This window comes from Paenibacillus sp. FSL F4-0122, from assembly GCF_038002845.1.
Taxonomy (GTDB): Bacteria; Bacillota; Bacilli; order Paenibacillales; family Paenibacillaceae; genus Paenibacillus_AQ; species Paenibacillus_AQ odorifer.
Genome location: NZ_JBBODI010000001.1, coordinates 6,168,772 through 6,193,846 on the forward strand (window position 1 = coordinate 6,168,772; position 25,075 = coordinate 6,193,846).

The 25,075-nt window shown below is 42.1% G+C and carries 22 protein-coding genes; 2 read left to right on the plus strand and 20 right to left on the minus strand.

What is annotated here, in order from left to right:
- Window positions 1-23 precede the first annotated feature (23 nt).
- The 9 genes from MHH49_RS26945 to MHH49_RS26985 all read right to left on the minus strand — a co-directional run bounded on the left by MHH49_RS26945 (window position 24) and on the right by MHH49_RS26985 (window position 8,207).
- Window positions 24-707 (minus strand): ABC transporter ATP-binding protein, encoded by a 684-nt coding sequence (locus tag MHH49_RS26945; protein ID WP_036678191.1) that lies wholly within the window; start codon window positions 705-707, stop codon window positions 24-26.
- Window positions 704-1,822, minus strand: a complete 1,119-nt coding sequence (locus tag MHH49_RS26950) for an ABC transporter permease (protein WP_341138666.1) — start codon at window positions 1,820-1,822, stop codon at window positions 704-706. Before MHH49_RS26950 ends, MHH49_RS26945 begins: the two co-directional genes overlap by 4 nt.
- A 69-nt stretch (window positions 1,823-1,891) precedes the next feature.
- Window positions 1,892-3,268 carry a sensor histidine kinase gene (locus MHH49_RS26955; protein WP_341042735.1) on the minus strand — a complete coding sequence of 459 codons (1,377 nt, stop codon included), beginning with the start codon at window positions 3,266-3,268 and terminating at the stop codon, window positions 1,892-1,894.
- Window positions 3,265-3,942, minus strand: a complete 678-nt coding sequence (locus tag MHH49_RS26960; RefSeq protein WP_036678199.1) for a response regulator transcription factor — start codon at window positions 3,940-3,942, stop codon at window positions 3,265-3,267. Before MHH49_RS26960 ends, MHH49_RS26955 begins: the two co-directional genes overlap by 4 nt.
- Window positions 3,943-4,013: 71 nt before the next feature.
- On the minus strand, window positions 4,014-4,820 hold the full coding sequence (locus MHH49_RS26965; RefSeq protein WP_341138667.1) for an NAD(P)H-binding protein: 807 nt from the start codon (window positions 4,818-4,820) through the stop codon (window positions 4,014-4,016).
- 17 nt (window positions 4,821-4,837) lie between these two features.
- Window positions 4,838-5,287, minus strand: a complete 450-nt coding sequence (locus MHH49_RS26970; protein ID WP_170914246.1) for a MarR family winged helix-turn-helix transcriptional regulator — start codon at window positions 5,285-5,287, stop codon at window positions 4,838-4,840.
- Between the two features lie 143 nt (window positions 5,288-5,430).
- Window positions 5,431-6,624, minus strand: a complete 1,194-nt coding sequence (locus MHH49_RS26975) for a metallophosphoesterase (protein ID WP_036678207.1) — start codon at window positions 6,622-6,624, stop codon at window positions 5,431-5,433.
- A gap of 152 nt (window positions 6,625-6,776) precedes the next feature.
- Window positions 6,777-7,187, minus strand: a complete 411-nt coding sequence (locus MHH49_RS26980) for a bacteriohemerythrin (protein WP_051491008.1) — start codon at window positions 7,185-7,187, stop codon at window positions 6,777-6,779.
- Window positions 7,188-7,337: 150 nt separating this feature from the next.
- Window positions 7,338-8,207, minus strand: coding sequence for a cation diffusion facilitator family transporter (locus MHH49_RS26985; protein ID WP_036678210.1), 870 nt, complete (start codon window positions 8,205-8,207; stop codon window positions 7,338-7,340).
- 249 nt (window positions 8,208-8,456) lie between these two features.
- Here MHH49_RS26985 and MHH49_RS26990 point away from each other — a divergent pair, with 249 nt between their 5' ends.
- Window positions 8,457-9,815, plus strand: coding sequence for a PQQ-binding-like beta-propeller repeat protein (locus MHH49_RS26990; protein ID WP_076105598.1), 1,359 nt, complete (start codon window positions 8,457-8,459; stop codon window positions 9,813-9,815).
- A 37-nt stretch (window positions 9,816-9,852) separates the two neighbouring features.
- Here the strand turns inward: MHH49_RS26990 and MHH49_RS26995 are convergent, their stop codons facing one another.
- The gene (locus tag MHH49_RS26995; RefSeq protein ID WP_036678216.1) at window positions 9,853-10,356 is read right to left on the minus strand and encodes a ferritin; all 504 of its coding nucleotides are present in this window, start codon (window positions 10,354-10,356) and stop codon (window positions 9,853-9,855) included.
- 127 nt (window positions 10,357-10,483) lie between these two features.
- Between MHH49_RS26995 and nagZ the strand changes: the two genes are divergently transcribed.
- A complete protein-coding gene (gene nagZ, locus MHH49_RS27000; RefSeq protein ID WP_341138668.1) occupies window positions 10,484-11,782 on the plus strand; it encodes a beta-N-acetylhexosaminidase in 1,299 nt (432 codons plus the stop codon).
- Window positions 11,783-11,800: 18 nt separating this feature from the next.
- Here nagZ and MHH49_RS27005 read toward each other — a convergent pair whose 3' ends face one another.
- From MHH49_RS27005 to MHH49_RS27050, 10 genes are all read right to left on the minus strand, one after another.
- A complete protein-coding gene (locus tag MHH49_RS27005; protein ID WP_036678218.1) occupies window positions 11,801-12,889 on the minus strand; it encodes an efflux RND transporter periplasmic adaptor subunit in 1,089 nt (362 codons plus the stop codon).
- 30 nt (window positions 12,890-12,919) lie between these two features.
- Window positions 12,920-14,308, minus strand: a complete 1,389-nt coding sequence (locus MHH49_RS27010) for an ABC transporter permease (RefSeq protein ID WP_170914247.1) — start codon at window positions 14,306-14,308, stop codon at window positions 12,920-12,922.
- Window positions 14,298-15,017, minus strand: coding sequence for an ABC transporter ATP-binding protein (locus MHH49_RS27015; protein WP_036678220.1), 720 nt, complete (start codon window positions 15,015-15,017; stop codon window positions 14,298-14,300). The genes MHH49_RS27010 and MHH49_RS27015 overlap by 11 nt, the downstream gene beginning before the upstream one ends.
- A gap of 39 nt (window positions 15,018-15,056) precedes the next feature.
- Entirely contained in the window at window positions 15,057-17,654 is a 2,598-nt protein-coding gene (locus tag MHH49_RS27020; RefSeq protein WP_051491010.1) for a hypothetical protein, read from the minus strand.
- 132 nt (window positions 17,655-17,786) lie between these two features.
- Entirely contained in the window at window positions 17,787-19,118 is a 1,332-nt protein-coding gene (locus MHH49_RS27025) for a hypothetical protein (RefSeq protein ID WP_341138669.1), read from the minus strand.
- Window positions 19,115-20,203 carry a DUF58 domain-containing protein gene (locus MHH49_RS27030; protein ID WP_036678226.1) on the minus strand — a complete coding sequence of 363 codons (1,089 nt, stop codon included), beginning with the start codon at window positions 20,201-20,203 and terminating at the stop codon, window positions 19,115-19,117. Before MHH49_RS27030 ends, MHH49_RS27025 begins: the two co-directional genes overlap by 4 nt.
- Before the next feature lie 3 nt (window positions 20,204-20,206).
- Window positions 20,207-21,184 (minus strand): AAA family ATPase, encoded by a 978-nt coding sequence (locus MHH49_RS27035; protein WP_341138670.1) that lies wholly within the window; start codon window positions 21,182-21,184, stop codon window positions 20,207-20,209.
- 133 nt (window positions 21,185-21,317) lie between these two features.
- Entirely contained in the window at window positions 21,318-22,406 is a 1,089-nt protein-coding gene (locus MHH49_RS27040) for a GerAB/ArcD/ProY family transporter (protein ID WP_038570738.1), read from the minus strand.
- 21 nt (window positions 22,407-22,427) lie between these two features.
- Window positions 22,428-23,579, minus strand: a complete 1,152-nt coding sequence (locus MHH49_RS27045) for a Ger(x)C family spore germination protein (protein ID WP_076105592.1) — start codon at window positions 23,577-23,579, stop codon at window positions 22,428-22,430.
- Complete coding sequence (locus MHH49_RS27050) at window positions 23,576-25,018, minus strand: spore germination protein (RefSeq protein ID WP_411830555.1); 1,443 nt, start codon at window positions 25,016-25,018, stop codon at window positions 23,576-23,578. The genes MHH49_RS27045 and MHH49_RS27050 overlap by 4 nt, the downstream gene beginning before the upstream one ends.
- Window positions 25,019-25,075: the final 57 nt, after the last annotated feature.

The window sequence follows — 25,075 nt, forward strand, 5'->3', positions numbered from 1 at the left end:
TTTTTTTCTTCCACACTATGAAATTATACTTGATGTTCAACCAAATGCCCGTCTTCCAGATGCAGAACGCGGTCACACCATTCGAGCATCCGTTCATCATGAGTGACCATTACCGCTGCTTTCCCCTCACTCTTCACCTCATCAGCGATCATGCGTACAACTTCTCTTCCGCGTTTGAAGTCCAGACTGGCTGTCGGTTCATCTGCAAAGAGAATCGCTGGTTTATTCATCCATGCTCTAGCGATAGCTACACGCTGCTTCTCCCCACCGGATAGCTGCTCCGGATAGTGATTACGCCGTTTCCAGATATCCAATCGTTTCATCAAATCGGCAGCCCGTTCCTTCGCTTCCTTAGCACTCATTTTCCCCTGCTTAGCTACAAAAAGGAGTTGCTCCTCTACCTTCAAATATGGCAATAGTTGAGCGCTTTGGAACATAAAGCCTATCTTCTCTAAACGGAGCTCTGTCAGCTCACTTTTACTTTTATCTGTAAGTGATTCTCCATCTATAAAAATCTCACCGCTAGTAGGTGTTAGAAGCGCACCAGCCGCTGAAAGGAATGTACTTTTCCCTGTTCCCGAAGGTCCAAGGACAGCAACGAATTCCCCTTCATTAACGATCAGATTCAAATTGTTCAGCACAGACACCGTTGTGTCGCCATCACCGTAGTTTTTGGTTACTTGCTTCATAATTAGTTTTGCACTCATGCTCCAGCCCTCCCAATAGCTTCTAATGCATCTACTTTTGCCACTTTAGCGACAGAAATTAGTGATCCTAAAAGAGACATCCCAACGAATAAACAGCTGGTTAAAAGAATGGTGGAAGGCTCTAGTTGGAATGGCATCGAATCTGGCAGGACCTTATTCATCCCAAAGGTAAGCAGTAAGCTAATGCAAAGACTTGATATAGCTAAAATCATGACCTGCCCTACCACGCTCCAAGCCAAGTAAGACATTTTAGTACCCATCGCCTTCAGAATACCAAACTGACTTGTTTTCTGAATCGTAATGACATAGAAGAATACCGCCAGAACAAACGCTGCGATCACAAACAGGAAAACAATCATCATTAGCAGTGAACCCTGCTCTGCCGAGTAGCCCGGAATATTGGATATAGCTACTTTTTGCGTAATGACCTCTACATCTTTTACATTCGTTGAAATCTTATCTACTTGATCAGCATTCGCATTCAGGGCAATCACATTAAACGGTACCGACGAAGAGGTTTCTTCTCCTTGGTTAACCCCCTGCTTCATAGCTTGCCAATCCTGATTGTTGATATAAACTACTGGGGTATGGCTGTATGAGCTATCCTCAACAAAACCTGCAACAGTAAATTCCATCCCGGTTGCCTGATCACAAATAATACTGCCAAGTTTGATTCCTGACTGTTCGAGGTCACGATCAACAAGGACTTTACCGTTTGTCTCATTAGTAATCTTGTCACCTTCAGCTACTTTAGGGGCTAATAACCCATTCATATCTACTGCAAAAAAAGTAATATCTGCTTTAACGTCTGCATCATTTGCAGTGACAGTGCTCATCTGCATTGCAAGTGAAGACGCATTATTGTCTCCAACTACTGCACGTACATTCTGGAGTTCCGTATCTGTTAACTGAGAACGTCTAAAGGCCTGATCCGCATCACCTTGTACTACAAAATAATTCGCCGGCATGTTCTCTACTGCAGAGATATTTGCATACGCTAATCCTCTGGCTAGTCCCGTGACGAAAAGTACAAGAAAGGAAACCAATAACATGATAACCATAATTAATAGGTATCTGGCTTTAGAATGTCGCATTTCCCTTAAGGCTAAAAACATATTACCACTCCTTCTAATCTGTATAGTCACAGTTTAGAAGATGAAAATGAACGGAGTATGAATAATGAATTACAAAAGCGGAAGTGTAACTGTAAAGGTAGTCCCTTCACCCAAAGTACTGGTTACTTCAATGGTTCCGTTATGCGCTTCTACGATTTTTTGAGAAATCGCAAGTCCAAGTCCGCTGCTATGTGTTTCATGCGTTCGTGCTCGATCTACTTTATAGAAACGATCGAAGATTAACGGTAACTCCTCGGCTGAAATACCTTCACCAGTATCCGACACAGAAACAATACAGTTCTGTTCCACTAGCTTCGCGGAAATCATAATGGAACCTTCAGCAGGTGTGTATTTTATGGCGTTGGAGAGCAGGTTCATCCATACCTGGAACAATAGATTTGAATCACCTAGAACGCTGATGTCAGCAAGATTCAAACGCACGGCCAGTTGTTTCTCCGTTAATCTCCATTCCATGATTTGTACGACCTGTCTTAGTTGTGCACGCAAGTCTGTCGACTTTTTCTGTAAGGAATTAGGATCATAATCAAGTGAAGACAAGGTAAGCAGCTGTTTGCTAAGCAATGAAAGACGATGGCTTTCTTGGTCAATAATATTGAGATACTGTAACCGTTCATCCTCAGGTAAGGTAGAATCTTTTAAAGCTTGGGCAAATCCCTGAATAGATGTTAATGGCGACTCAATTTCATGCGATACATTAGCGACAAATTCCTGACGTGCCCGATTTGTTCGTTCCAGCTCCCGGCTCATAATCATAAAATGGGAAGCTAGCTGACCAATCTCATCACGCCGCCACGTATTCAATTTGATATCGTATCTGCCTTTTGAGATCCGTTTAGTGGCCGTCGTCAAACGTGTAATAGGTCTGACCACATGCAGTACGCTAATCATTACAAATCCTAAGCTAAACAACACGGTGAACCCAATGATCACAGCAAAAAAGACGCGCAGCTCCCCGAACTGTACTTCAGCATCCGGCCGCATAAACAAAGCATACGTCTCATTGTTAACTTTTACAGGAACGCCAATTGAATTGCGCAGTTGATTATCAAAAAAGCCGGTAATAAATGCACTGTCCGGAAACTCAGCAACCCCATGATAAATTTGCCCATTCAGAACCTTTTGTAGTTGCTGCTCATCCAAATCTTCTTCTCGAAAGGGTTTGCCGTAGAATCTTGATTCCCCTTCAGCATCTGTTAAATAGATTTTATAACCCAGCTTGGCTATACTCCGCAGATAATCCTCCATCGCCTCCGGATGTGATTCTGCGAATTGTTGAACTTCTATTGCCATTCCGGTAAGTTTGGCATCGTTCTGAGATTTAATCTGGGCTTGATAGTAAATATTAGACACCAAAAATCCAAGAAGGCTACTCACCACAATTACTGAACAGAAGACAATACACATCCGGACATACAAGGATCTCATACGTTAACCATCTCCAATTTATAGCCAATACCTCGAACTGTTCGGATCACAAAATCTTCCTGATAATCTACGAAGCGCTGACGCAAACGTTTGATATGTACATCGACTGTTCGCTCATCACCTTCATAATCCATGCCCCATACCAGTTCAATTAACTCACTACGTGTATATAACCTGCCTGGATATTGCGCCAATTGAGCCAGAAGCTCAAACTCTTTTACCGGTAGCAGCAGAACCTCATCACCATCGGTTATTTCATAATTTTTGCGATCAATAACTAGAGAATTTAATCGAATCCGATCATCTGAAGCAATGGAATAGCGGCGGAATAAAGCTTTGATCCGAAATAGCAACTCTTCAGGCTCAAAAGGCTTCGTTACATAATCATCCGTCCCCCGCAAATAACCTTGCTCTTTATCACTCAGCTGCTGGCGTGCTGTCAATAAAATGATCGGAATATCATACGTTTCTCTAATATGCTGACATAGCTCTAACCCATCTACATGTGGCATCATTACATCTACGACCGCTAAATCCGCAATACTGTCCTGCAATTTATGTATCGCATCTCGGCCATCACTGGCCTCCATCACCTGATATCCTTCCCTTGTTAGTACATGTTTTAATAATGTTCGAATATTCACATCGTCATCTGCTACTAAAATCTTCTTCATCATTTACACTCCCTGAATAATGGATGAACTCATAGTAACAACTTTATAACGATAGAACAACTAAAGTCAGATCAAACAAAAGGCTTGATACTCTCTCTAAGTGTGGTAACCGGCCGCTCCATCAGTCTCTCCAGATCTTTTGATGTAGAAGCAGTGTCTATCTTCGCAAGAAACGAATATATCCAATGTTGAACGCTTGAATCCTCGCGAAACGTAATTCTTTTCCCTGATAACTCTGATAATACATCAACTAATTCGTTAAAGTCCCAAACGCTAGGTGCGGCTAGTTCGTAGATTTGGTTCTCATGTCCACTCGTTGTAAGAACTTTTGCCGTAGCTAAAGCGAGATCCTCACGAGTGACTGAGTTAAACTGCCAGTTCCCTAGATAAGTGGTTAGCTCGCCGCTTTCCATGGCTTCCTTCAACCCAAGCACACCCACAAAATCTATATACAAAGCGTTACGCAGAAACGTATAATCTATCCCTGATTTAAGAATCATCTGCTCGGTTAGTAAATGAACATGATAAGAAGGAATCGGACCTTTGGGGGGAAAGGCAAATCCAGTATAAAGCAGATGTTTCACATCGGCTTTTTTTGCTGCATGAATGACCTGAGCATGCTGATTTAATCTGATCTTATCATCGGTATGAGAGCTGGAGATTAAAAGTAATGTTGTGACCCCTGTAAAAGCTTCAATTAACGAATCCAACTGGTCATAATCGCCAAAACGGACTTCGAACCCTTTTTCTAAATAATTAGCAGCTTTCTCTCGCTGACGAAGACAAGCAATAACTTGACTAGCCGGAACATACTTCTCAAGGTTCTCCATAATTAAGCTGCCTAATTGGCCTGTGGCTCCTGTAACCATAATCGACATACATAACACCCTTTCTGTTATTCGAATGTACTGAGTTTTTGTAATAAAAAGATAAGTTGGTGCAGCTCCTGATCATTCAGATTCTGCATTCTCTCTGCGACAGCCTGACGATTCTCTGGAAGATGCTCCAGAAGTAATTGCTGGCCTTCACTAGTAATCGAAATGACGCTTTTTCTGCCATCCTTGGTATCATTCGAACGGGTTATTAATCCATCTCGCTCCAATGGTGTTAACAGCATGCTTATATTAGCTTTGGTAACTCCAATAATTTGAGCCAATGTAGAAGGTAAAATCGCACCTCCTTGTTTAGAGATCTCCACCAAGATACGAATTCTTGCTCCGTTCAATCCTTTCGACTGCCAATATTTCTCAGAAACAGAAACTAAATTTGCAGTAGCTTCAACTAATGTAAAAAATGCTTTGGTATGCAATGGCTGATTCAGCACAAACTGTTGTAAATGATCCATAATCTATAATTCAGCTCCAATATAGTTAAGTCCTTAACTTTTTTCAAACATACTACAATCCCCATGCGTTGTCAAAAAAAAGAAGCTGCCTCACCTAGCAGAATAAATCTGCTGATGAAACAGCCTCTAAATATAAACTCACCTTAGATTAACACCGTTTTTGTGGAAACAGGCTCTTCACTGTATTTTTTAGAACCCTCCAGCATAACCTCCAGCTTAATGATCTCCGACCGGCTTGCTAAACGAATTGGGGGTCCCCATGTTCCATAACCTGACGACACGACTACATGCAAATTGTCCTTACGAAGATATCCCCAGTCCAGCTCGAACAAACGTTTAGTGATCCAGTGATTTGGAGCAATCTGTCCTCGGTGTGTATGACCAGAGAGTAGAACGTCTACCCCAGCTTGAGCGGCTACGTCGAAGCCTGTAGGCTGATGATCCATCATAATCACAGGACGTGTAAGATCAAGTCCTTCGAGCAAGGAGCTTACACTTTGTCTGCCACCGGCTTCCATCGCCTCGGCTGTCTTATCTTTTCGGCCTACAATATAGGTTCCTGCGACTTCTTCAACCTCATCTTGCAGGACCTTGATCCCAATACTACTCATCAAATCGGTATATTCCTTAATTGATCCACCATAATATTCGTGATTGCCCAGTACTGCGTAGACACCATAACGAGCTTTTAACTGTTTAATCTGTTCACTCATACTATTGCGTATAAAAGGTTCAATGCTGTCATCCAAGACATCTCCAGCCAGCAAAATCACATCGGGTTGCATAGCGTTCATTTGTGACACCATTTTTTTGAGATGACGATTGCCCACGATATTCCCTAAGTGCAGGTCTGAAGCAACCGCGATCGTTAATGGCGTACTGGTGCCAATGGATTTATCAATAGGAATGGAATGTGTGCGGATCACGGTACTCCAGGCGTTGATTGAACCCCAGACCAGAAAAACTGCCAATAATATCAGAATTGTCCCGCCCGCTTCTGCGATGTAATAGGTACGATCGATTCCCGACCATCCCAGTATCACGTATAATAGGTCTGCCAAAGGTAACGTAATGATAGCAAATTCCATACAGGCTAGATAATACGATCCAATAACTTTAAAGAATCTGGCGATCGGTTTAACCGATTTTGGCCATGGAATCATTCCAATGACATACGCAAAAGCGATGAGTATAAATAATGTCCAGAATACTGCTGACGAAACACCTGAAAACCATTCATCAATAAGCAGCCAACCGTGATAGCCAATGTAGAAATTAACAAGACCCAGAATGAGCAGCATAGCGAATCCTGAAGCTAACATTCGTAATGTTTTCATCGTTTCTCTCCCCTTTACCTAACTACTTCTCTACCTCTTATCTCAAATCATAACACAAACCGTTAACCCAGCATAAACTGCAATGCGGTGTTCGGAAAACATCGGAACTAAAAAAAGAAAATGCCCTTCGGCATCTTCTTTGGAGGTTTATCTTATATCGCTTTATCACGTGTGGCCATACATTGACCAATCAGCTTATCGCATTTATTGATGTGATTTATCAGCCAGTCTGTTAACGTTCGATTAAGCTTGATGGTTGAGAGTACGGACACTCCCTTTGTTTTGACCGTTTCTTCCAATTCGAGAACTGCCTTCACGAAATCAGCATGCGTCTGACGATGTTCAGCTAGTTCAGGGAAGTTGATCTCCTCCATCAGCTGCTCTTCATTACTGAAATGTTCAATCGTGTATTCTTTCAAGAATTTCAGCGTTTCCTCAATCTTTTCTTTTCCTTGCTGATTACTGCATGCTTCAAAGAACTCGTTCAATTTCGCTAACAACTGTCTGTGCTGGCAGTCAATTTTTTCTACACCGATATCATATGAATCTTTCCAAGCGATCATGAAATCACCATTCCGTTTCTTGAAAATTACATTTCAATTTTATTTTCCACCTTTCTCCACAAAAGAACTATTAACAACATCACAGGCGTCTATATTCAACCTTTAGCTGTACATATAGCACCTACTGATTTGGTACCTATTTAATAATCTCTACTTCATCACGGGTTCGATATGTACAAGTACATTGGAAACTTGGTGCCGGTCTTTTAACTGTTCTTCAATTTCTTCCGTAATATCATGGCTCTGCACCACACTTAGCTGAGAATCCACTAGTACAGTTGTGTCTACTAATACGTTATTCCCATGGATACGGGCTTTGATATCTTTTATGGATTGTACGCCATCAATTTCTGCCACAGTTTCTTTCATCTGTTCAAGCTCTTCCGCATCAAATCCGTCCGTTAGATCATGCGTAGCCTTGCTAAAGATATCCCATGCCGTCTTACAGATGATTAGTCCGACAATGATAGCTGTAAGCGGGTCAAGCCAAGGAACGCCTAAGGAGGAAGCCACAATTCCGATAAAAGCGCCCACGCTAACTATAGCATCTGATCGATTATCCAGTGCTACTGCCCGCATTGCGTTACTGTTAATGGCGCGGGCCAGCCTAATATTATACATATAGACAGCCATCATAACTACAGCACAGCCCACTGCCGTCCACGCCGCTATGAGGTCAGGACTTTCCAGTGCTGGTTGAATAAACTTGTTCACAGCTTGATACAAAACTTGAAGCCCTACCGCAATCATAATGAATGAAGCAATTAATGAAGCCACGGTCTCCGCTCTAAAATGCCCGTAGCTGTGGTTCGAATCCGGCGGTCTTCTGGAAATCTTCAGGCCAATTAGTACCGCGATAGAAGCAATAATATCTGTACTGTTATTCAATCCATCTGCAAGCAACGCTTGAGATCCTGAGACCGTACCTATGAACAGCTTGATAGCTGATAAAAAGATATAAGCAACGATGCTTAGCCAAGCTCCTTTTTCGCCTTGTTTAATGTCGTTATAAGTTTCCAAAAAAAGAACCCCCAAAGAATAGTATTGTTCTATACTACACTTTGAGAATCGGGTGGGTCTAGAGAAACAGTGTTGCTACGGGGCGCAATAGTTCCCTCTGTCAAATAGAGTTGCAAGGTCGTAACTGTTTTGCAGGACGTAACATAGTTTGCCCCCGTTCAACTTTGCTTCCATTCTTCTGGAATAGTAACTTTTTGCTATTTTTATTGTCTAATTATAGTAATGACAAATTCAAAGGAGCGTGGAGTGATGATTCAGTCTTTTCCGAAGAAAATTGTTACATGTTTAGCTATAGGGAGTATTTTGATTCCAATAACAAACAGTGGATCAACGTCAGTCATTTCCGCAGAAAAAGCAGTTGTAAGCCTAAGTAACACTTATTACAGTGAAGTCATAGCCCCGATCCTAAAACCTGTTTGGTCAGCACAACTCGCCATTTTAAAAAAAGACAGAATCACCGGACAGGACATTACAGCACTCGCGGAAAACGGGAAGATCTTTGCGTTGCAGCGCAATGAAAAATTAACCGCAATGAATGCGGCAACAGGCAAAAAATTATGGGAGTTCGGAAGTGGATTAGCGCCGCTATTCACATACAGCAATGGATTTATCTACGGTCTGACCCAAAGCGGCTCACTATATGCCGTTAATGAGGCAGGTAAAAAGGCATGGTCGGCTTCCATAACACTCCCCAAAGCTACAAATATACAGCGTTTAGGATCTACTATTTATGTTACACAAGAGGAACAATTAGCAGCAGTTGACGCCGTAACCGGAAAGATCAAATGGAAGGCTGTAGAGAAAAGCAATAACTTTACAGGCTTATCAGAGGTCATGGAATCAGATGGGGTCGTTATTCGCAGCTATCTGTCTCAAGGGGCCTTAACTACTGCTGGACTAGCCGCCTATGACAGTCTGACAGGAAAAAAACTATGGGACCAGACCCGGCAATGGATGCCGTTAGCAGTGAAGGATGGACTTCTCTACTCCATTACGAATACATTTATGATGGATGATGACCCGGTAAATCGTAAAGTCAAAGTATCCGTGTTCAACATAAAGACGGGAGAATTAAAAGGAGAACGTTTATATAAATGGACAGATACCGAGAATAAGGATGGTGTGTACACTTATAATGGGATGAATGGAAACGCGTTTTTGGATGGAAAAGACTTTTATATCTTTCAGGGTAGTAAGTTTGTGAAATATGATTTCTGGAATTATTCTGCAGAGGGTAAGCCGGTGCAAACCTGGACCTCGATGGTTAAAGAAAAAGACTCTCCACTGAACCAAGTTTATAAACAAAGAATGTTATTTCAAAATCAAGATAAAGGTACTTTATCCGCACTTAAGCTAGGAACTGGACAGCTTGTCGACCTCAATATTGGAGAGAATCCAGTGGTACAGACGGATCTGTTCGGAAACGTGGTTTATAGTGGACAATCTGATGGCCTATTTCACGCTTATGACATGTTAACTCTGAAGCCTATTTTCACTGTGAACACAGGCTCTCGTAACTTCGCCCCTTCCCTCAAAACTGGAGGGATGCTGATGATTCGGACGGATAATAAGCTGCTCGCCATTAAACTTCCTGCATATATAAAATAAAAAAGCCTGATTTCTCAGGCTTTTGGGCTTCAATAACTTATTCAGCCGGAGCTGTAAAAGTACGTGCAGCAAACTCGGCATCCAGCATGTAGAAGGCGTTGCTATCTTTATCAATTCGTTTCAGTTTACTGATGATGTTGCTAAAGAGTGCTTCTTCTTCTACTTGCTCGTCTATAAACCATTTCAAGAAATAAATCGTCGCATGTTCACGCTCATCCAGAGCAAGATCAGCCAAATGATAGAACCGTTTAGTGTTCTGTTGTTCATGCGCGAAGGCATGTTCAAAAGCATCTAACATCGAGTTATATTCGTTCTTCGGCTCTGGTAGTGCTTCTAGCGTAGCACGGTTATCCCGATCGTTAAGGAACTTATAAATCTTCATGGCATGGAACCGTTCTTCTTCGGCTTGAATTAGAAAAAAGTTTGCAAATCCATCCAGACTTTCGCCGGAACAATAAGCAGCCATCGCTAGATAAACATGAGCGGAATAAAACTCGAAATTCATCTGTTCATTAAGTGCTTGTACTAATCCATCTTTCATTGGACCGTCACCTCATTATTCAAATTTAATATGTAAATATTTAAGTTTATCTTATCACCGTGCTTCTAAGTCAGCAAGGATTCCTCTCCCAATATCTAATTTAGCTAACGAAAGGACGACTATTCAGATGATTAGATTGACCCGTCACAGCCTAAAGCCTAAGATTTCCGGTACACTCTTCATTATTGCAGCTATGGTGTCACTGTTCCTCATAGCTGGCTGTTCCAATAGCAGCAATAATTCACAATCTGAAGCTACCGCTACACCGACCTCCCAATCCACACCTTCACCAACCGCTAGCTTGGCTCCCACCCCCTCAGCAATCAGCGATCCAATTGCTCTTCAGGTTGCTGAGATGACTTTGGAAGAAAAAATCGGACAAATGCTCCTAGTTGGAATTGATGGAACTGTCCTTGATGAGCAAGCTAAAAAGATGATTACCGAAGACAAAATCGGTGGAATCATCCTCTATAAGGACAATATTAAAAACCTGAAAGGGATGATCAGTCTTATCAATTCTATGAAAAAGAGTAACACTGGCAACCCTGCCCCACTATTCATGAGTGTGGATCAAGAGGGTGGAAAAGTCAGCCGGATGCCTAAAGAATATGCTACATTCCCTTCTAACGGAACAGTGGGTGCAAGTAATGACGCTGCTGCTGCCGAGAAAATGGGAAAGCTGCTCGCAAGAGAAGTACGTTCAGCCGGATTTAATATGAACTTTGCTCCCGTTCTCGATATCAATAGCAATCCAGATAATCCAGTCATCGGAGATCGTTCGTTCGGTAATGCTGCTGGCCAAGTCATTCAACTAGGGATTGCCGAAATGAAGGGAATTGAGAGTGAAGGCGTCGTTCCTGTTGTCAAACATTTCCCAGGACACGGAGATACCTCTGTCGACTCCCATCTGGCTCTGCCGATTGTGAATAAAACAGCCGGTCAGCTAGCCGAATTAGAATGGCTCCCCTTCCAAGCAGCCATTAAAGAGGGGACGGACGCCGTAATGGTCGCTCATATTTTGTTTCCAAAATTAGATCCAGACAAACCTGCATCCTTATCGCGTACCATTATTGGTGAACAGCTTCGAGATGAAATGGGCTACCAAGGAATCGTAATTACAGATGATCTAACCATGGGAGCCATCATGAAGAACTACGATCTGGCTGCTGCAGCTGTAGATACTGTGAATGCAGGTAGTGATATTCTCCTTGTCGCTCATGGCTATGATAATGAAAAACGGGTCATGGACTCCCTCCTGCAAAACGTAAAAAACGGTAAGATTCAAGAAACACGGATTGATGAAAGCGTCTATCGGATCTTAGCCTTAAAAGCCAAATATAACCTTTCCGATGAGCAAATCCCGGTTCCTGATCTTACCGATCTTAATAAAGATATTAACGTTTGGCGTCAAACGATTGAGAAGTAAATCAAGCGTTAGTCATTTTTACTGAAGAACAACAACATCTCCAACCTTCAACCCAGAGAGAACCTCTGTTTTGTCCGTTGTTTCCAGACCCACTTCGATATCTTTTCGTTCATATTGCCCGTCCCCTTTATCCAGCATAACGTAGGAGAGGTCTCCTTCATGCATTACAGCTATGCTGGATACAACGGTGGCATTTTCTTTGCGAACTGTTTCAATTTCTCCGTTTAAGCTTAAGCCACCGATCAAATGCTCGTCAGGCTGCAGCGTGATCACCACTTCGAATTGAGGAACTGAACTGGTAGTGGCATTCTGACCTGAAGCAGTCTTTGCAAATTTCGCTACCTTCGTAACTTCTCCAGATAACTTCAAATCTTTTATAGCTGTCATTTTTACGTCGACCTTCATGCCTGTCTTTATACGGAAGACGTCTTGTTCACCTACAAGAGCAATGAATTCAAGCTTGTTCATATCTACTATTTTTCCGATATATTGATTATCTGTCACTGTTTGCGGAATTTCGCTTGCACTGTCAAATAAGAAAATGCCGGATGCCGGAGCATAATAAAGTGCTGTTTTGAGTTTGGTTTTTTTCTCTGTTAATTCGCGTGCCTGTATTTCGGCATTGACCTGATTAAGCTCGTCCCCTAGCCGTGTTGCTTCTTGGGCTGTGAGTGCTTTAATCCGTTCTGCTTCAGTCGCACCAAGGGCTGCATTCTCCTCGTCTTGCTGGCTCACAAATTCATTCAGCTCTGCTTCCAGCTTTGCTTTTCGGATAGTCGCCTCTTGTGTAGCAATCTCATTCTTTAAGGCTTCCTGATCGAGAGTAAACAGTAAATCGCCTTTTTTGACTTGTCCACCGTTCTCAACCTTCCACTTTGTCACCTTTGAAGCATATGGAGCATAAACAAGCGTTTCTTTCTCATAATTAGAATTACCTTTAACCTGTATGGAATTGGTAATGGTCTCCTGTGTGACCTCAAAAGTTATTGCTTGTGGGGGTTCAACAGGCTCTAACTGCGCTTCAGGCTTATACATCTTATTGTATAGAAAATAACCTGCTGCAATTATAATCAGTACCAATACTATCCACTTGATTCTCCTCTTCATCACTTTGGCTTCCTTTCAACTTAAAAATAGCTAATCCCGTTTAATCGCCGTAAGTGCATTCGTTCTGGATGCACTGATCGCCGGATAAATACCTGATAATACCCCTGTCATTACCGCAAATGCGATCCCTACCGGGAGAGTCATCAGAGGAATATAAATCACCAAAGGCTCGCCTCCACCCATTCCTGAAGAGGTACCGATGAGCTTATTAATTCCTAATACAATCAAGTATGAAAAGACTATACCAAGCAATCCGCCCAACATCCCGAGCAATGCCGCTTCTGTAATGAACATATTGCGGATCTGGCCCATATTGGCGCCCAGCACTTTCATGATACCGATCTGCCGCCGTCGTTGATGAGTGGACATAGTCATCGCAACGATAATGGAGATCGAAGCAATAATTAGAATAAATACTCCTACACCGAGAGCCGCTTTCTTGACCATGCTGAAGGTATCAGCGAGTGCCTCTTTTTGATACAAATTCGTGCTTGTCGTTAGTGTAAGTTTCTGAATAAGCTTCTCTAGTTCCACGATATTCTCAGTGCTGTCTACCTTTACAATTGCTGAGTTATAGACACCCTTTTGCCCAGCGGTTCCACTCGATAGCTTCATTTGTTCTACAAGCCGCTCGCCAGTCTCTAGTGACACATAGATCTTCTTGTCGTACATAGCCATATTCTCGTTCGTTCCACTCGGGTTGTCGAGGATCCCCACCACTTGAATCGGTGAGCTAACTAACATCCCTCCGGTTTGAGAGGCGGGATCAAAAGATTGTAATTGAACCTGTTGCTTGTACATATCTGTTGGAAGCATACTTAAGCTGTTGTACTGTTCCATCAACTTATTGTTATATGGATCTGTACTCAGTTGTTCAAAAAGCCGCTGCCGAGTTTCGTTATCAATCAGTCCAACGGTTGCACCATAGTTCAGTACAGCCATTCCCACTAAATCAGAAGCCCCGCCTTGTTTGAATTTCTTATCATATTTCGTTAACAGGCGTAGATCGGTTCCAATAAGCTGTACATCTGTTATTTTATTATCGATAGTCAACATCTGTATGTACCCTAGCTCTTGAAAGGGAGCTGCTGCAGTTACATGCCGCAAGCCTTTAATAATCTCCAGCTTTTGCGCCGTCAGCCTGCCGGGATCAAGCTTTTCATTGGCCGCAGACGATCCGCTGCCACCGCTGCCTCCTCCTTGGGAGGGTATACCTCCGTTGGGCGACACCGTAATTTCATCCATTTTGAAATTGCGGTTGATTTCCCGCTCCGTGTAGCTCTGTGCGGAGTCTCCTATACTTAATGCAACTATGATTGCAGCACATCCAATGGATATGCCAGCCATACAAAGACCTGTGACAACTTTCCGCCGTTTGACCTGTTCCCAAGCCAAGCGGGAAATATCACTAATCCTCAATGAGTATACCCCCTTCGAGTTCAGTATCCGAAGAAGTTTGGTTTTCAGTAATCATATATCCGTCACGAAGCGTGAATATCCGCTGCATTTGCTCCGCGACTTTTAGCTCGTGAGTTACAACTATGAAGGTGGTCTTCATCTTCTTGTTCAGGTTAAGCAGGATATTGATAATTTCTTCTTCTGTCTTCGAATCTAGGTTTCCGGTTGGTTCATCTGCAAAAATAACAGACGGTTCCGTAATTAAGGAGCGCGCAATACTGACACGCTGCTGCTGTCCGCCAGACAGCTGGGAAGGGAACAAGTCGGCTTTATCAGGAATGCCGACCCCTTCCAACAATTCTAAAGCTTTTTGTTTACGTATAGAGGGTGCAACGGATTGAAAAACCAGCGGCAGCTCTACATTTTCACGGACTGTCATGCTAGTAATCAGCTCATACGCTTGAAAGATAAACCCGATATTTTTTCTGCGAAATTCCGATAGCTTATTCTCACTCATCTTCACGATATCTTGATCGGCAATATAAATATGGCCTTCAGTAGGTTTCATTAGTCCTGCCATCAGATTCAGCATCGTTGACTTACCGGAACCCGAGCTCCCTAGCAGTGCTACCATCTCCCCCTCTTTCACAGAAAAGTCAATTTGATGAAGCACTGCTGTAGTTTCATTACCGTTTTTATAAGAATGCGTTACATTTTCCACTCGCAACATTGGAGCTGCTCCTCTTCGTACAATAATAGATATGAAATGCTATTTCTCAGTTACAACTGCTCTATCAATCTTGATGTTATAAGCTTGACTAGCCAGCTCGATCCGTTCGCCTTGGAATTCATCGTACAGCGTGATTCGGTAGGTACCTCCTGACAAATTCTTATACATATTATTGCTAAAGCTTGCTGTATACGAGTTGTTGGTCCCTTCAAGAATATCAGTACCGATGTTCAAGCTTCGTTCCTGAGAAAGACCATATGGGTCCGTCATTTTCAGGACCAGTTTATGCGTGAAGGTACCCATATCATAGCTGCTATCACGAAGAAGATTGTAATTCATAACTATATTTATAGAGTCACTGCCTTGCAATGAGCGCCCTTCTGAACTTAGAACGGACATGGTATACGGATAAATTGCCACCTTCGTCAAGTTTTTCTCTGGTGGAGTGGTAACCGGATTTAATGACAGTGAAGCCATATTAATAAATCCAGTGGATTCCTGACCCGGTTCCGTCAGCTTATTCCCAGTAATCCCTGGCCCTAGGAACAGGCTAACATCAGAAGTATTAACGGCCTTCGGAACCTTCGCCCAGAAGGTGATTAATTGCTTACCGCCCGGAGTAGCAGAAGTATCTGGTTGATTGGCTGTAGCTTCGAATAGCTGACCGTCTCCCGTTTTGTAATAAGCTTGGAGGCGAGCCATTTTGCTTTGTCTTTTCTCTTCACTGCTCAAAAGGAGCTCTGTGTATACGAGATTGGAGTTAAGTCCTTCATAAATAATGGTTTTGTTCTCTTGCACTTTAGCGTTCTTACCTTTACCAGAGATAACATAACTTCCTCCAGTTTCAATAGAAGCTACAGCGTTCATCATGCTGTTAGTAGTAACTGATAGGAACGAGCTCTTCTCTTCTTTTACCATAGAATAAAGATTTAATTTTAGTTTATCGAACTCTTGTGTATAAGGAATTTTGGCAAACACATAGATTTCAGCGTTTTTACCTGGTCCAATCGTTGAAGTTTCCTTATCCATAAACAGTTCCGTTGAAGATGACATGTCCTCATTGTCTACCTGAACAGCTCCCTTTAATTCCGGCAGAGACAAGGCAACCGATTGGGTATTCGTAATATTTAATCTGGCAACTACGATATCGTCGTCTTTCCATGGAAAACGCTGTAAGGAAACTAAACTGTAAGTAAACGTCCCATATTCATTTGTAGCTCTATATTCGAGCCCTTTCTGTATCTCTGGACGCAAGGTATAGGAGATTGTAAAGTAAGCAACCGGAACAGTTAGTTTAGCAGTGTTGCCCGTAACGACATTGGTTCCACCAGTGCTTCCAGTTCCTGCTCCGTCTCCGGTAGTTCCCGTCTCACTATTATCTGGAGCAGAAACAGCCTCAATCATCTGCAATTGCAGTGAATTCTGTTCTACTTCAAGGGGGACTTGTGCGGTAAGCGGGATGATTTTTTCCTCCAGAGGTTTTATGGTTAATCCGCTCAAGCCCTTAGAATTGATCGGAAAGGTTGTCCCAGTTGAGGATTTGACGGCAAGCTCATAAGAAGGTAACGTAACGGCTGTCTTCCCTGTATTCTTCACTCGCAGCTGAAAAGTCCAGAATCCCTTATTGTTCTCTGCGTATACGGTTGCGTTATTTAATTGTGTTTCAATCGTATTGTTATTGATGGTAATTTTCTTGATTACACCTTTGCCAACTACCAAATTTGGTGTTGTAGCCGCAGGCAGCTTGTACGAAGATTTGGCAATCTCCAGCTTCAGCGCCTCATCCTTTTGGGTGAATTGCAGTTTCATATTATCCGTCTTCATATACGAAGGAATTTCTGTAAGATAATAAATGGTCTTTTTCTCTTGTGGCTGAATTTTATAACTAAGCTGAGAACGGTCAAGGGCTAATTCATACGAGCTTCCCCCTGCCGAGACCAAATATGCTGCGTAACCAGGATCACTTAATACTTTGCTGCCTTTATTGGTCAAGCTTATGCCCACCTTGGCATAAACCTTTCCGCTGTATTTGTAGAGCTCCAAGGATTCGCTTTTAGCAACAACCGGAATGTCATTCATTGTAGTGCTTACAGTTTTACCGTTTACAGCGGTTGGCGAATAGTTGGCGGGTATATTAAAAGTTCCTACTTGCTTGAGATACCCCTTGGTTTTGGAATCCCAAACGTACATTGGAATCTTGATACCTTTTAACGAATTTACCTGGCCGACATTAACATAATATGTAACGCGCAAGCTTTCATTAGAACCCACTTTTTTCTTAGTAGAGTCAGCACTTAGTGGATTCCCTGGAATGACAGAGCCGCCAGAGGTCATAACTCTCGAAAAATAATACAATAGGCTAGCACTTTTGTTGCTGCCATTCGAATAGTTAATTGTATAAGTTAAAATATTGCCTCCAGGTTGTGACCAAATATTCACATCTTCCAGTGTAGCTTTGATATTAGCTCCTAAAGAAACGGAACCCAGATTACTAGGAGCTGCTACAGTTGCAGCAGCTACCGCAGATTTTGGCTGAACAGAACTAACTGATGCAGCCGAAGCGGTATGCCCTGTCAACTGGCTTATGACAAAGGTGCTTAAGAGTAAAACAACATATGTACTGCTATGCTTTCTCATTGACTTCCCTCCACGAGTATTTTACTAGAATTATTATAGTGGTTAGAGCAGATCCAATTGTATCCATGTTGTAACACTTACAGGCCTTTTGTAACCTATTTGTTCCAATTTGCATATATTCTGAAAACGATTCTATAATTTCAGTTGATTTTTCAAGGCTGCAATATCAGAAGCCGCAGGCTGGTCTTCTCCGTATCTAACTTTTTCATATATTTCAATCAATTGTTCTGACGCAGCTATAGAATCTTCATCTCCCTTACGTTTATGCTTGTTACGATCTCCCCATAGCAAAACATCCCTTTTTGTTTCCTGCGGCGTAAGATAACTTTTCATTTCATAACCGTTATCGCGCTTTATATTTAGCCACCGCCGATAAAGCCAACGTACACGTTCCTGCTCGCCATTCATCTGTTCCCAGTGATCCTTTCGATGTTTTGAAGGAAGACGTGAGCTCCAGAAATCCTTCAACCCTCGAACGGTTTGTTCCCAAGTAAAGACGCTTTTCTCTTCGTCAAGATATGCTGTATTATTCTTAGGGGCATGTTCCCTACGTAACATCGATAACAATGCATCTATGGCTCTCCGCCACTTTTCTCCAGCATTTCTGTACAACCAGCGAAGTGCATAATAGGCTACAAACCCCAATAATACCGCTGCCAAAATATAGAATCCATACTCTAGTATAATAGCTAGCCAGCCCCGCTTTTGCTCGCCGACAGGCGGTAACATCGGAGTTGCTGGCGGCAATTCTGCTGGCGGAGGCTCTGGTTCTTTTGTGCCAGAAAATAACTGATTAATAAAATTGAAAAATGAGCGTAAGAGTCTCCATACCAGTGTTCCTATAGCTTTGCCGACACCTGCTGCTAGTACAGCTGCAATAACTCCAATCACAATGACATATATACGATTATTCCGTTGTATCCCTTTGGGCAGCGTTTCATTCTCTACAGTAAGTGCGCTGTATCGTATATAGCTGCTATTAGAAATAAGTAAAGTCAGTATTAAATACAGACTGCCACACCAGGTCAATAACGGCACACTTGGCTCCAATTCAGGAACTCTATGAAACGCTATAGTAGCTACAAAATAGATTATTATACCTATCCAAAACATTCTGAATCTATTATTTCTAGAGTCTACCGTCATCCCTAAAAATGTACATATAAATCCAGCCACACCTAAGGGAAGGCTTTCGATGGATAAACTCCCTGAAACCGCACCTAATAATACCCCGAGGATTAAGGCGGCAAGCAATTGCTTCCATCTTACATTGCAAAAATTGCGCAAAAGAATGCCCGCTAAAGCTAGTATAGGCAGCGCAATCAACCATATTTGTTCATCTTGTTGGGGCAACAAATAAATCTGAAATAGAACCCAAACCGGTAGAAATAGCAACAATTCAATAACAGACCACAACCAGAGCTTGACTGTTTCCCTTACATAGCCAGACAACGTAAGCTTCATGCGCTCTCTCTCCCTTGTTCCGGAATATCCAGCCATTCCACACCATTGCCTTGCTGCATTAGGAGATCCGTCGCCTTTTGCAATTCTGCTCCTCTATGGCAGCTTATGATTAGAAAGTCTGTGTCACTAATTCCACTCTCAACCTGCAATTCCAATAGTCGACTCATAGGAAGTGTTCTATCCAGCTTCAGCCTTGCCAGCAGCTCTAACATATCTTCGAGCTGAGCCATCGGCTCTGCTTCAATTGGATCTCTTTCGCCAGCATCGTCCAATCTGCCATTACAGATTAATCCGGTCTCAATTCCATGCTGCATTGCGTATTCAGCTATAGTCGCTGCATATCTTATTCCTTGCTCGATTCGTTCCACATCAGTCACCGTTCTCCACATGGAATCACTGTCCTCTATATTCAGACAGATGACGAGTCGGGAGTCAGCAGTATAATCTTTTTTATGAACCTGCATAACACCAGTACGTGCTGTAGCCTTCCAGTTTACCAATCCCATAGAATCTCCTGAGCTATACTCACGAATGCCAGCAGTCAGAAAAGGGTCTTCAACGATCCATCTTTTCACAGGAAGCTCACCCAGCCAGCTATGAATGGGCAATGGAAGCTCGTCTAGATTCAGCAGAACGGGATAGATCAATAACTCTAACTCGAGTGGATACGTTTTGTTTTTTCGAGTCAAACCAAATGGATCTCCCGTTGTCATAGTCACGGATTCCAAACGATATAAACCACGACGCTCACATGTCACCTGATGCCGTCTTTTAATATGACGATAAGATTTTAAATAGAATAAACTAATATGATTCTGAGAGATTTCTCCTGTACTAATCCCAAGATTATCCTGACTTCCAAATTCCAGACCTCTCGCAATACTAGACTCCAATCGGAGCCACGGCAAAGGAAGAAGTTTCGCATTAACGATCTCCTCGATCATCTCAATACGTTCTCCTTCATAAGCAGTCTTGCGTGAAAAATAGCGAGAATAACTAAGCGCTTTCAGGCCATTCCGTTTATAAATGTCAGCAAGAAGTAACACCAACGCCACAGTAATGAAAATGAACCAAGGCAAAGCCATAGGTCATTCCACCTTTCCGCCACTTAAGGACGTCACGGGTTCAGCAGGCACCTCAACTTCACGTAGCACTTGCAATACAATATCCGCGGCTTGTCCCTCTCTTGAGCCTAATCCCCGATGAAGCAGCAGACGATGTGCAAGCACGGAAACAGCTACGGCTTTGATATCATCCGGTGTTACATAAGATCTGCCTTGAATAAGTGCATATCCCTGAGCTGATCTAAGCAACGCGCCACTAGCACGTGGACTCGCCCCCAGTTTTACTGCCGTAGATTTGCGGGTAGCTTCCGTTATCCGTACGATATAACCTAATAAATCATCACTGATACTTACCGATGCGGCTAAACGCTGTGCGGCTTGAATATCTTGTGCCGTTGCTACAGGAAAAGACTCTTCGAGCGGATTATTCTCACGAAAACGCTGTAAAATATGTATCCCTTCATCGAAGGTAGGATAACCCGTAGTAATCCGCATCAAAAATCGATCTAACTGAGCCTCAGGCAGTGGGAAGGTCCCTTGGTTGTCTATCGGATTCTGAGTAGCAATGACAAGAAATGGTGCTTCTAATCCGTGCGTTACGCCATCGATAGTAATTTGCCGTTCCTCCATACACTCTAATAGGCTGGATTGAGTTCTAGGTGTTGCACGATTAATTTCGTCAGCCAGCAGTATATTAGCAAATACCGGACCCGGTCTGAACTGAAACTCTCCCGTCTTCTGATTGTAATAGTTGATCCCGCTTAAATCAGAAGGCAATAAATCCGGTGTAAATTGAATGCGCTTAAATGAACAATCTAATGATTTGGCAAGAACCTTTGCGAGCAAGGTTTTACCCGTTCCTGGTACATCTTCCAGCAGAACATGTCCATTCGCAAGTAATGCGGTCAGCAGCAAGTCTACTCCATCCTCTTTTCCTACAATGACTTTGGCAAGATTGGCCCTAATAGATTTGATAAGTTCAGTAACTTCTTGAAGATTCATGTGAATGCACCATCCAATCTGAGGATAATTATGTAATAAGTGCTTTAATCATAACAGAAAGCGTACCCAATTTATAATTCACACAAAAAAGGCACTGTCCATAATTAGACAGCCCCCGTCATCCTTTCGATTTTCATTTCACAGTCTTATGCCGATATCGAATGAAAGCTACAATCCCATAAAAGATAGGTATGCTTTCTACGATTAGCCAAATGATCACAATTGCAAAGCTTTTATAATGTTCGTAATATCTGCCGACGTTTCGTGAATATAAGTATGCTATTGTCACTGAAGCCAGTGTTAAAAGAGGAACGTAAATTTTTTTACCATTAGTATTGAACAAACTCGATAGACATTTTGAAGCTATGTAGATAAGGAAAGAGCTGTGAATAAACATAGATGACGACCATATTCCAATCAAAAGCGGGTCAGTATTCCCTAATAAATTCTCTTCTTTCGAACTACGCACCATCTCAAGAAAAGGATATTGGAGCTGCTGACCAAGATGTGGACCAAAACTCAGCATCGTCAATATCCATCCAATTAAGACAGTGATTGATACATAGAGCTGTGCAAATACCAATCTTTTTAACATCTTTGCTTCAATTTTTAAATCAGGTGCAACGAACAAGAGAACAATCCATTCTCCAAACCATGACATGACCACAATAGAGTCTTTCATGGCGATTCCAGGATCATGATAATGAATAAAAGCTGGTAACATATTAAAATCCGCGTTCGAAAGGAACAAATTAAATAAAATGATCGTGGTTATTAGAAAAATAATAAATAATCCATCGGCCATATATGTAATCGTTACAAAACCTAGACTTGCTGTGTACATAATCACCAAACCAATTACAAGCTGAATAAACAGCGGCGGAGTTCCTCTTAAATAATTTGAACCAAAGAATAGTACAAAGTTCTCTATATCGTAAGAAACATAATAAACACACCAGCATAGTAGGACCAGTAGCATAAATTTATGTGGCCATTTGCCAATGATCTCTTTTCCAAAGTGAACCCAAGCTTGATTAGGTCGCAGCTTACCAACATAGATTGTAAACCATAATAAAATCAAGCCTAATAAAGAGCCAACTATTAATGCAATCCAGCCTTGATAGGAGGAACTAGCAATAATAGTTGGAATCAAAAAAATGGTGGTTTGTGAGCTGAAAAAAATAGTGATAAACCGGAACAGTTGCCACTTTGTTGTACGCATAACTTTTCATTCCTCAGTTCTTTATTTTGCTGTTCCAAAATCTACAATGCGAAAGTCCGTTGCCACCTTAATATCTGCCTCGTGAGTGTAGTAATTATCCCAACGTTCTCTTACTTCCTTCCAAAGTTTCGGATCATTCCATTCCAGTAACATGCCGAGTTGTAGAACATCCGCACCTGCTTCTTGGGATAAACGTATAGCTTCGGTCAGATTAGCAGTAATTTTATCGCTTAGTTTCTCTGTAATGATATTACTGATCTCTTCTAGATTTCTTTTCTTAGGGTCCCTTAAATAAATCACACTAGCTTTTCCTTTTAATTTCACTGTGAACACTGGGCCTTTATCCGTTAGTTTTACTTTCTTTGAAGATTTGGTGCTAACAAATACAACACTTGCCGCACTTTCTCCTCCATCCCAGGTAACAGAATAAACCGACAGCTTAAGCTTGCCTGCGGCCCATGCCAATGCCCTACCTTCTTTAAGCTTTAGTATTCCCTTCATTTTCTCATTCTGAAACAACATGGCCCCTTGAATGCCTGCCCAATATTGTGGTTTACCTTCTTTTGTAGTTTCCTCTTTTTTACCAAATGAAAGATTATTTATAGCAAACCCAACTCCAGATGCCTCGGCGAACAAGCAGTCCTTGATTGTAGTTGAAAACATATATTTTTCTGTTCCAAAGCTCATTAGTACATCAGAAGGCAATTGTTCGTAGATAGGTGTTAATGTATTCATCTCTTTGGCACTGCCGGGACTCGCCATGACATAGGTTCCAAGGGGAAGGGCTGGCTCTCGTCTAATCCATAACAGAAGTTCACCGATTCCTTGTTCTGCATAAGCTTTCCCTAAGACGATTATTTTTAATTGGGAAAGACTAAGCTGACGTGTTAGGTCTTTTTGGACTAGTAACATGGCATCTGCTATCGTATCTGCGGTCTTGGAAACTGTAGAATAACTATTTCCATCGCCGCCACCACTAGCGGGTTGGCTTGATGAGTTAAGACGATTGGGCAAAGGAGAGTTAATCGTAATTTCAACGGTGCCTGCTTCTTTGCCTACATCTATAAACAAGCCGTATACAAAGGTTAATTCGTCCAGTTCCACCTTGGACGACCAGCAGCCTGTTACATTTAGGAGTAGAAGTATAACAACTCCAATTTTTAGAGTTCTCATTTTTGTTTCTGTCTCCTTAGATTCCTGTTGCTATAAATGTTGCTTCGTTTCTTCATATAGTTAGAGGGAAAACGAGATAATGTGTCCTTCCAGTCTTGTAACACCAAAGGAGCAACGGGTTGTAAATACGGTGAACCTAACGGCCTAAGATTAGCCAGATGCCCGTAAATCAAAAAGGCTGTAATATATACCCCGAGTAATCCCATCGTCCCCCCCATAATCAATAAAGGGAAACGAAGTAAACGAAAAGTCAAACCCAGCTCATAATGGGGAATGATGTAGGTGGCAATTCCGGTAATAGAAACAACAATGACCATTGGAGCAGATACAATTCCTGCTTGTACCGCAGCTTGACCGATGACTATACCCCCAATAATAGAAACGGTCTGGCCCACAGGCTTTGGTATTCGGGTTCCAGCTTCTCTAAGGGCCTCGAAGGTAAGCTCCATGATTAAAGCCTCAGTCAAGGCTGAGAAAGGAATATTCTCTCTGGCAGATGCTATCGTAATTAACAGGTTTGAGGGAATGATCTGAGGATGAAAGGTTGTAATCGCAACATAAAGCGATGGAAGAATCATGGATATGATGGAGAACACAAATCGAACGATTCGAATCCAGCTTGCTGCATAGAAGCTTTGATAATAATCCTCAGAGGATTGTAGCATTGTAAAAAAAGATGTAGGTGCAATCATTGCAGTGGGTGTGCCATCCTGTAATATTCCAATCCGGCCTTCCATTAAAGAAGCTGCCACCGAGTCGGGGCGTTCTGTATATTGAAATACCGGAAATGGTGTCAAGTTCCCCTTCCGCAATTGTTCCGATATATAACTAATGCCCAATATTCCGTCAATTTCTATTTCATTTATTTGCTTTTCAATTTCAGCAAGAACTTCTTTTTTATAAAGACCTTCAATGTATACAACATACACATCGGTTTTTGTATATTTACCAATCGTATAATGAATAGTCTTTAGATCCGGATGTTTAATTTTGTGTCGGAGCAGGGACAGATTCGTTTCAATATCTTCAATAAATGCCTCTTGAGGTCCAATCACCACAAGTTCATTTTGTGATTCCGTGACCGATCTTTTCTGATATTGCGTGATCTCAAAATAATAAACATAAGGAAGCTCTTCAAAACAAAGCACTACTTTTCCAGCGACGATCAGATCTACAGCCTTGTTTAAGTCAAACTCCTTAAGATACGGGATTGGAAAAACAGCTCCTCGATCCAGTCGTTCTAAAAAATCAGACCATTTGTGCTCTGAATTTGCTTCATTTCTTAGCGGCAATGCAATATCCTTATGAAGACTCAGGGAATTCACAATGAATGGGATATAGATCAAGTGGCAGGAATGCCCGTGAAGGCGAATGGATTGAAAAACTGCATCACTAGATCCCTCTAGTTGTTCTTTAATTGTTTCAATAATTCCAGACATCTGCGGCATACCTCCAAGATTGTGACTTGTTAATCTGGCTTAGTTTGCCAATGAAAT

Bases quoted from the DNA above. Each gene is read 5' to 3' on its own strand.
- MHH49_RS26970 (WP_170914246.1), bottom strand. From the start codon at position 5,287: ATGGATCATTTACAACAGTTTGTGCTGAATCAGCCATTGCATACCAAA.
- MHH49_RS27005 (WP_036678218.1), bottom strand. From the start codon at position 12,889: ATGAAGAGGAGAATCAAGTGGATAGTATTGGTACTGATTATAATTGCA.
- MHH49_RS26995 (WP_036678216.1), bottom strand. From the start codon at position 10,356: ATGAAAGATGGATTAGTACAAGCACTTAATGAACAGATGAATTTCGAG.
- MHH49_RS26965 (WP_341138667.1), bottom strand. From the start codon at position 4,820: ATGTCGATTATGGTTACAGGAGCCACAGGCCAATTAGGCAGCTTAATT.
- MHH49_RS27020 (WP_051491010.1), bottom strand. From the start codon at position 17,654: ATGAGAAAGCATAGCAGTACATATGTTGTTTTACTCTTAAGCACCTTT.
- MHH49_RS26990 (WP_076105598.1), top strand. From the start codon at position 8,457: ATGATTCAGTCTTTTCCGAAGAAAATTGTTACATGTTTAGCTATAGGG.
- nagZ (WP_341138668.1), top strand. From the start codon at position 10,484: ATGATTAGATTGACCCGTCACAGCCTAAAGCCTAAGATTTCCGGTACA.
- MHH49_RS26950 (WP_341138666.1), bottom strand. From the start codon at position 1,822: ATGTTTTTAGCCTTAAGGGAAATGCGACATTCTAAAGCCAGATACCTA.
- MHH49_RS27025 (WP_341138669.1), bottom strand. From the start codon at position 19,118: ATGAAGCTTACGTTGTCTGGCTATGTAAGGGAAACAGTCAAGCTCTGG.
- MHH49_RS27030 (WP_036678226.1), bottom strand. From the start codon at position 20,203: ATGGCTTTGCCTTGGTTCATTTTCATTACTGTGGCGTTGGTGTTACTT.
- MHH49_RS26960 (WP_036678199.1), bottom strand. From the start codon at position 3,942: ATGAAGAAGATTTTAGTAGCAGATGACGATGTGAATATTCGAACATTA.
- MHH49_RS27050 (WP_411830555.1), bottom strand. From the start codon at position 25,018: ATGTCTGGAATTATTGAAACAATTAAAGAACAACTAGAGGGATCTAGT.
- MHH49_RS27015 (WP_036678220.1), bottom strand. From the start codon at position 15,017: ATGTTGCGAGTGGAAAATGTAACGCATTCTTATAAAAACGGTAATGAA.
- MHH49_RS26975 (WP_036678207.1), bottom strand. From the start codon at position 6,624: ATGAAAACATTACGAATGTTAGCTTCAGGATTCGCTATGCTGCTCATT.
- MHH49_RS27040 (WP_038570738.1), bottom strand. From the start codon at position 22,406: ATGCGTACAACAAAGTGGCAACTGTTCCGGTTTATCACTATTTTTTTC.
- MHH49_RS26955 (WP_341042735.1), bottom strand. From the start codon at position 3,268: ATGAGATCCTTGTATGTCCGGATGTGTATTGTCTTCTGTTCAGTAATT.
- MHH49_RS27035 (WP_341138670.1), bottom strand. From the start codon at position 21,184: ATGAATCTTCAAGAAGTTACTGAACTTATCAAATCTATTAGGGCCAAT.
- MHH49_RS27045 (WP_076105592.1), bottom strand. From the start codon at position 23,579: ATGAGAACTCTAAAAATTGGAGTTGTTATACTTCTACTCCTAAATGTA.
- MHH49_RS26945 (WP_036678191.1), bottom strand. From the start codon at position 707: ATGAGTGCAAAACTAATTATGAAGCAAGTAACCAAAAACTACGGTGAT.
- MHH49_RS26980 (WP_051491008.1), bottom strand. From the start codon at position 7,187: ATGATCGCTTGGAAAGATTCATATGATATCGGTGTAGAAAAAATTGAC.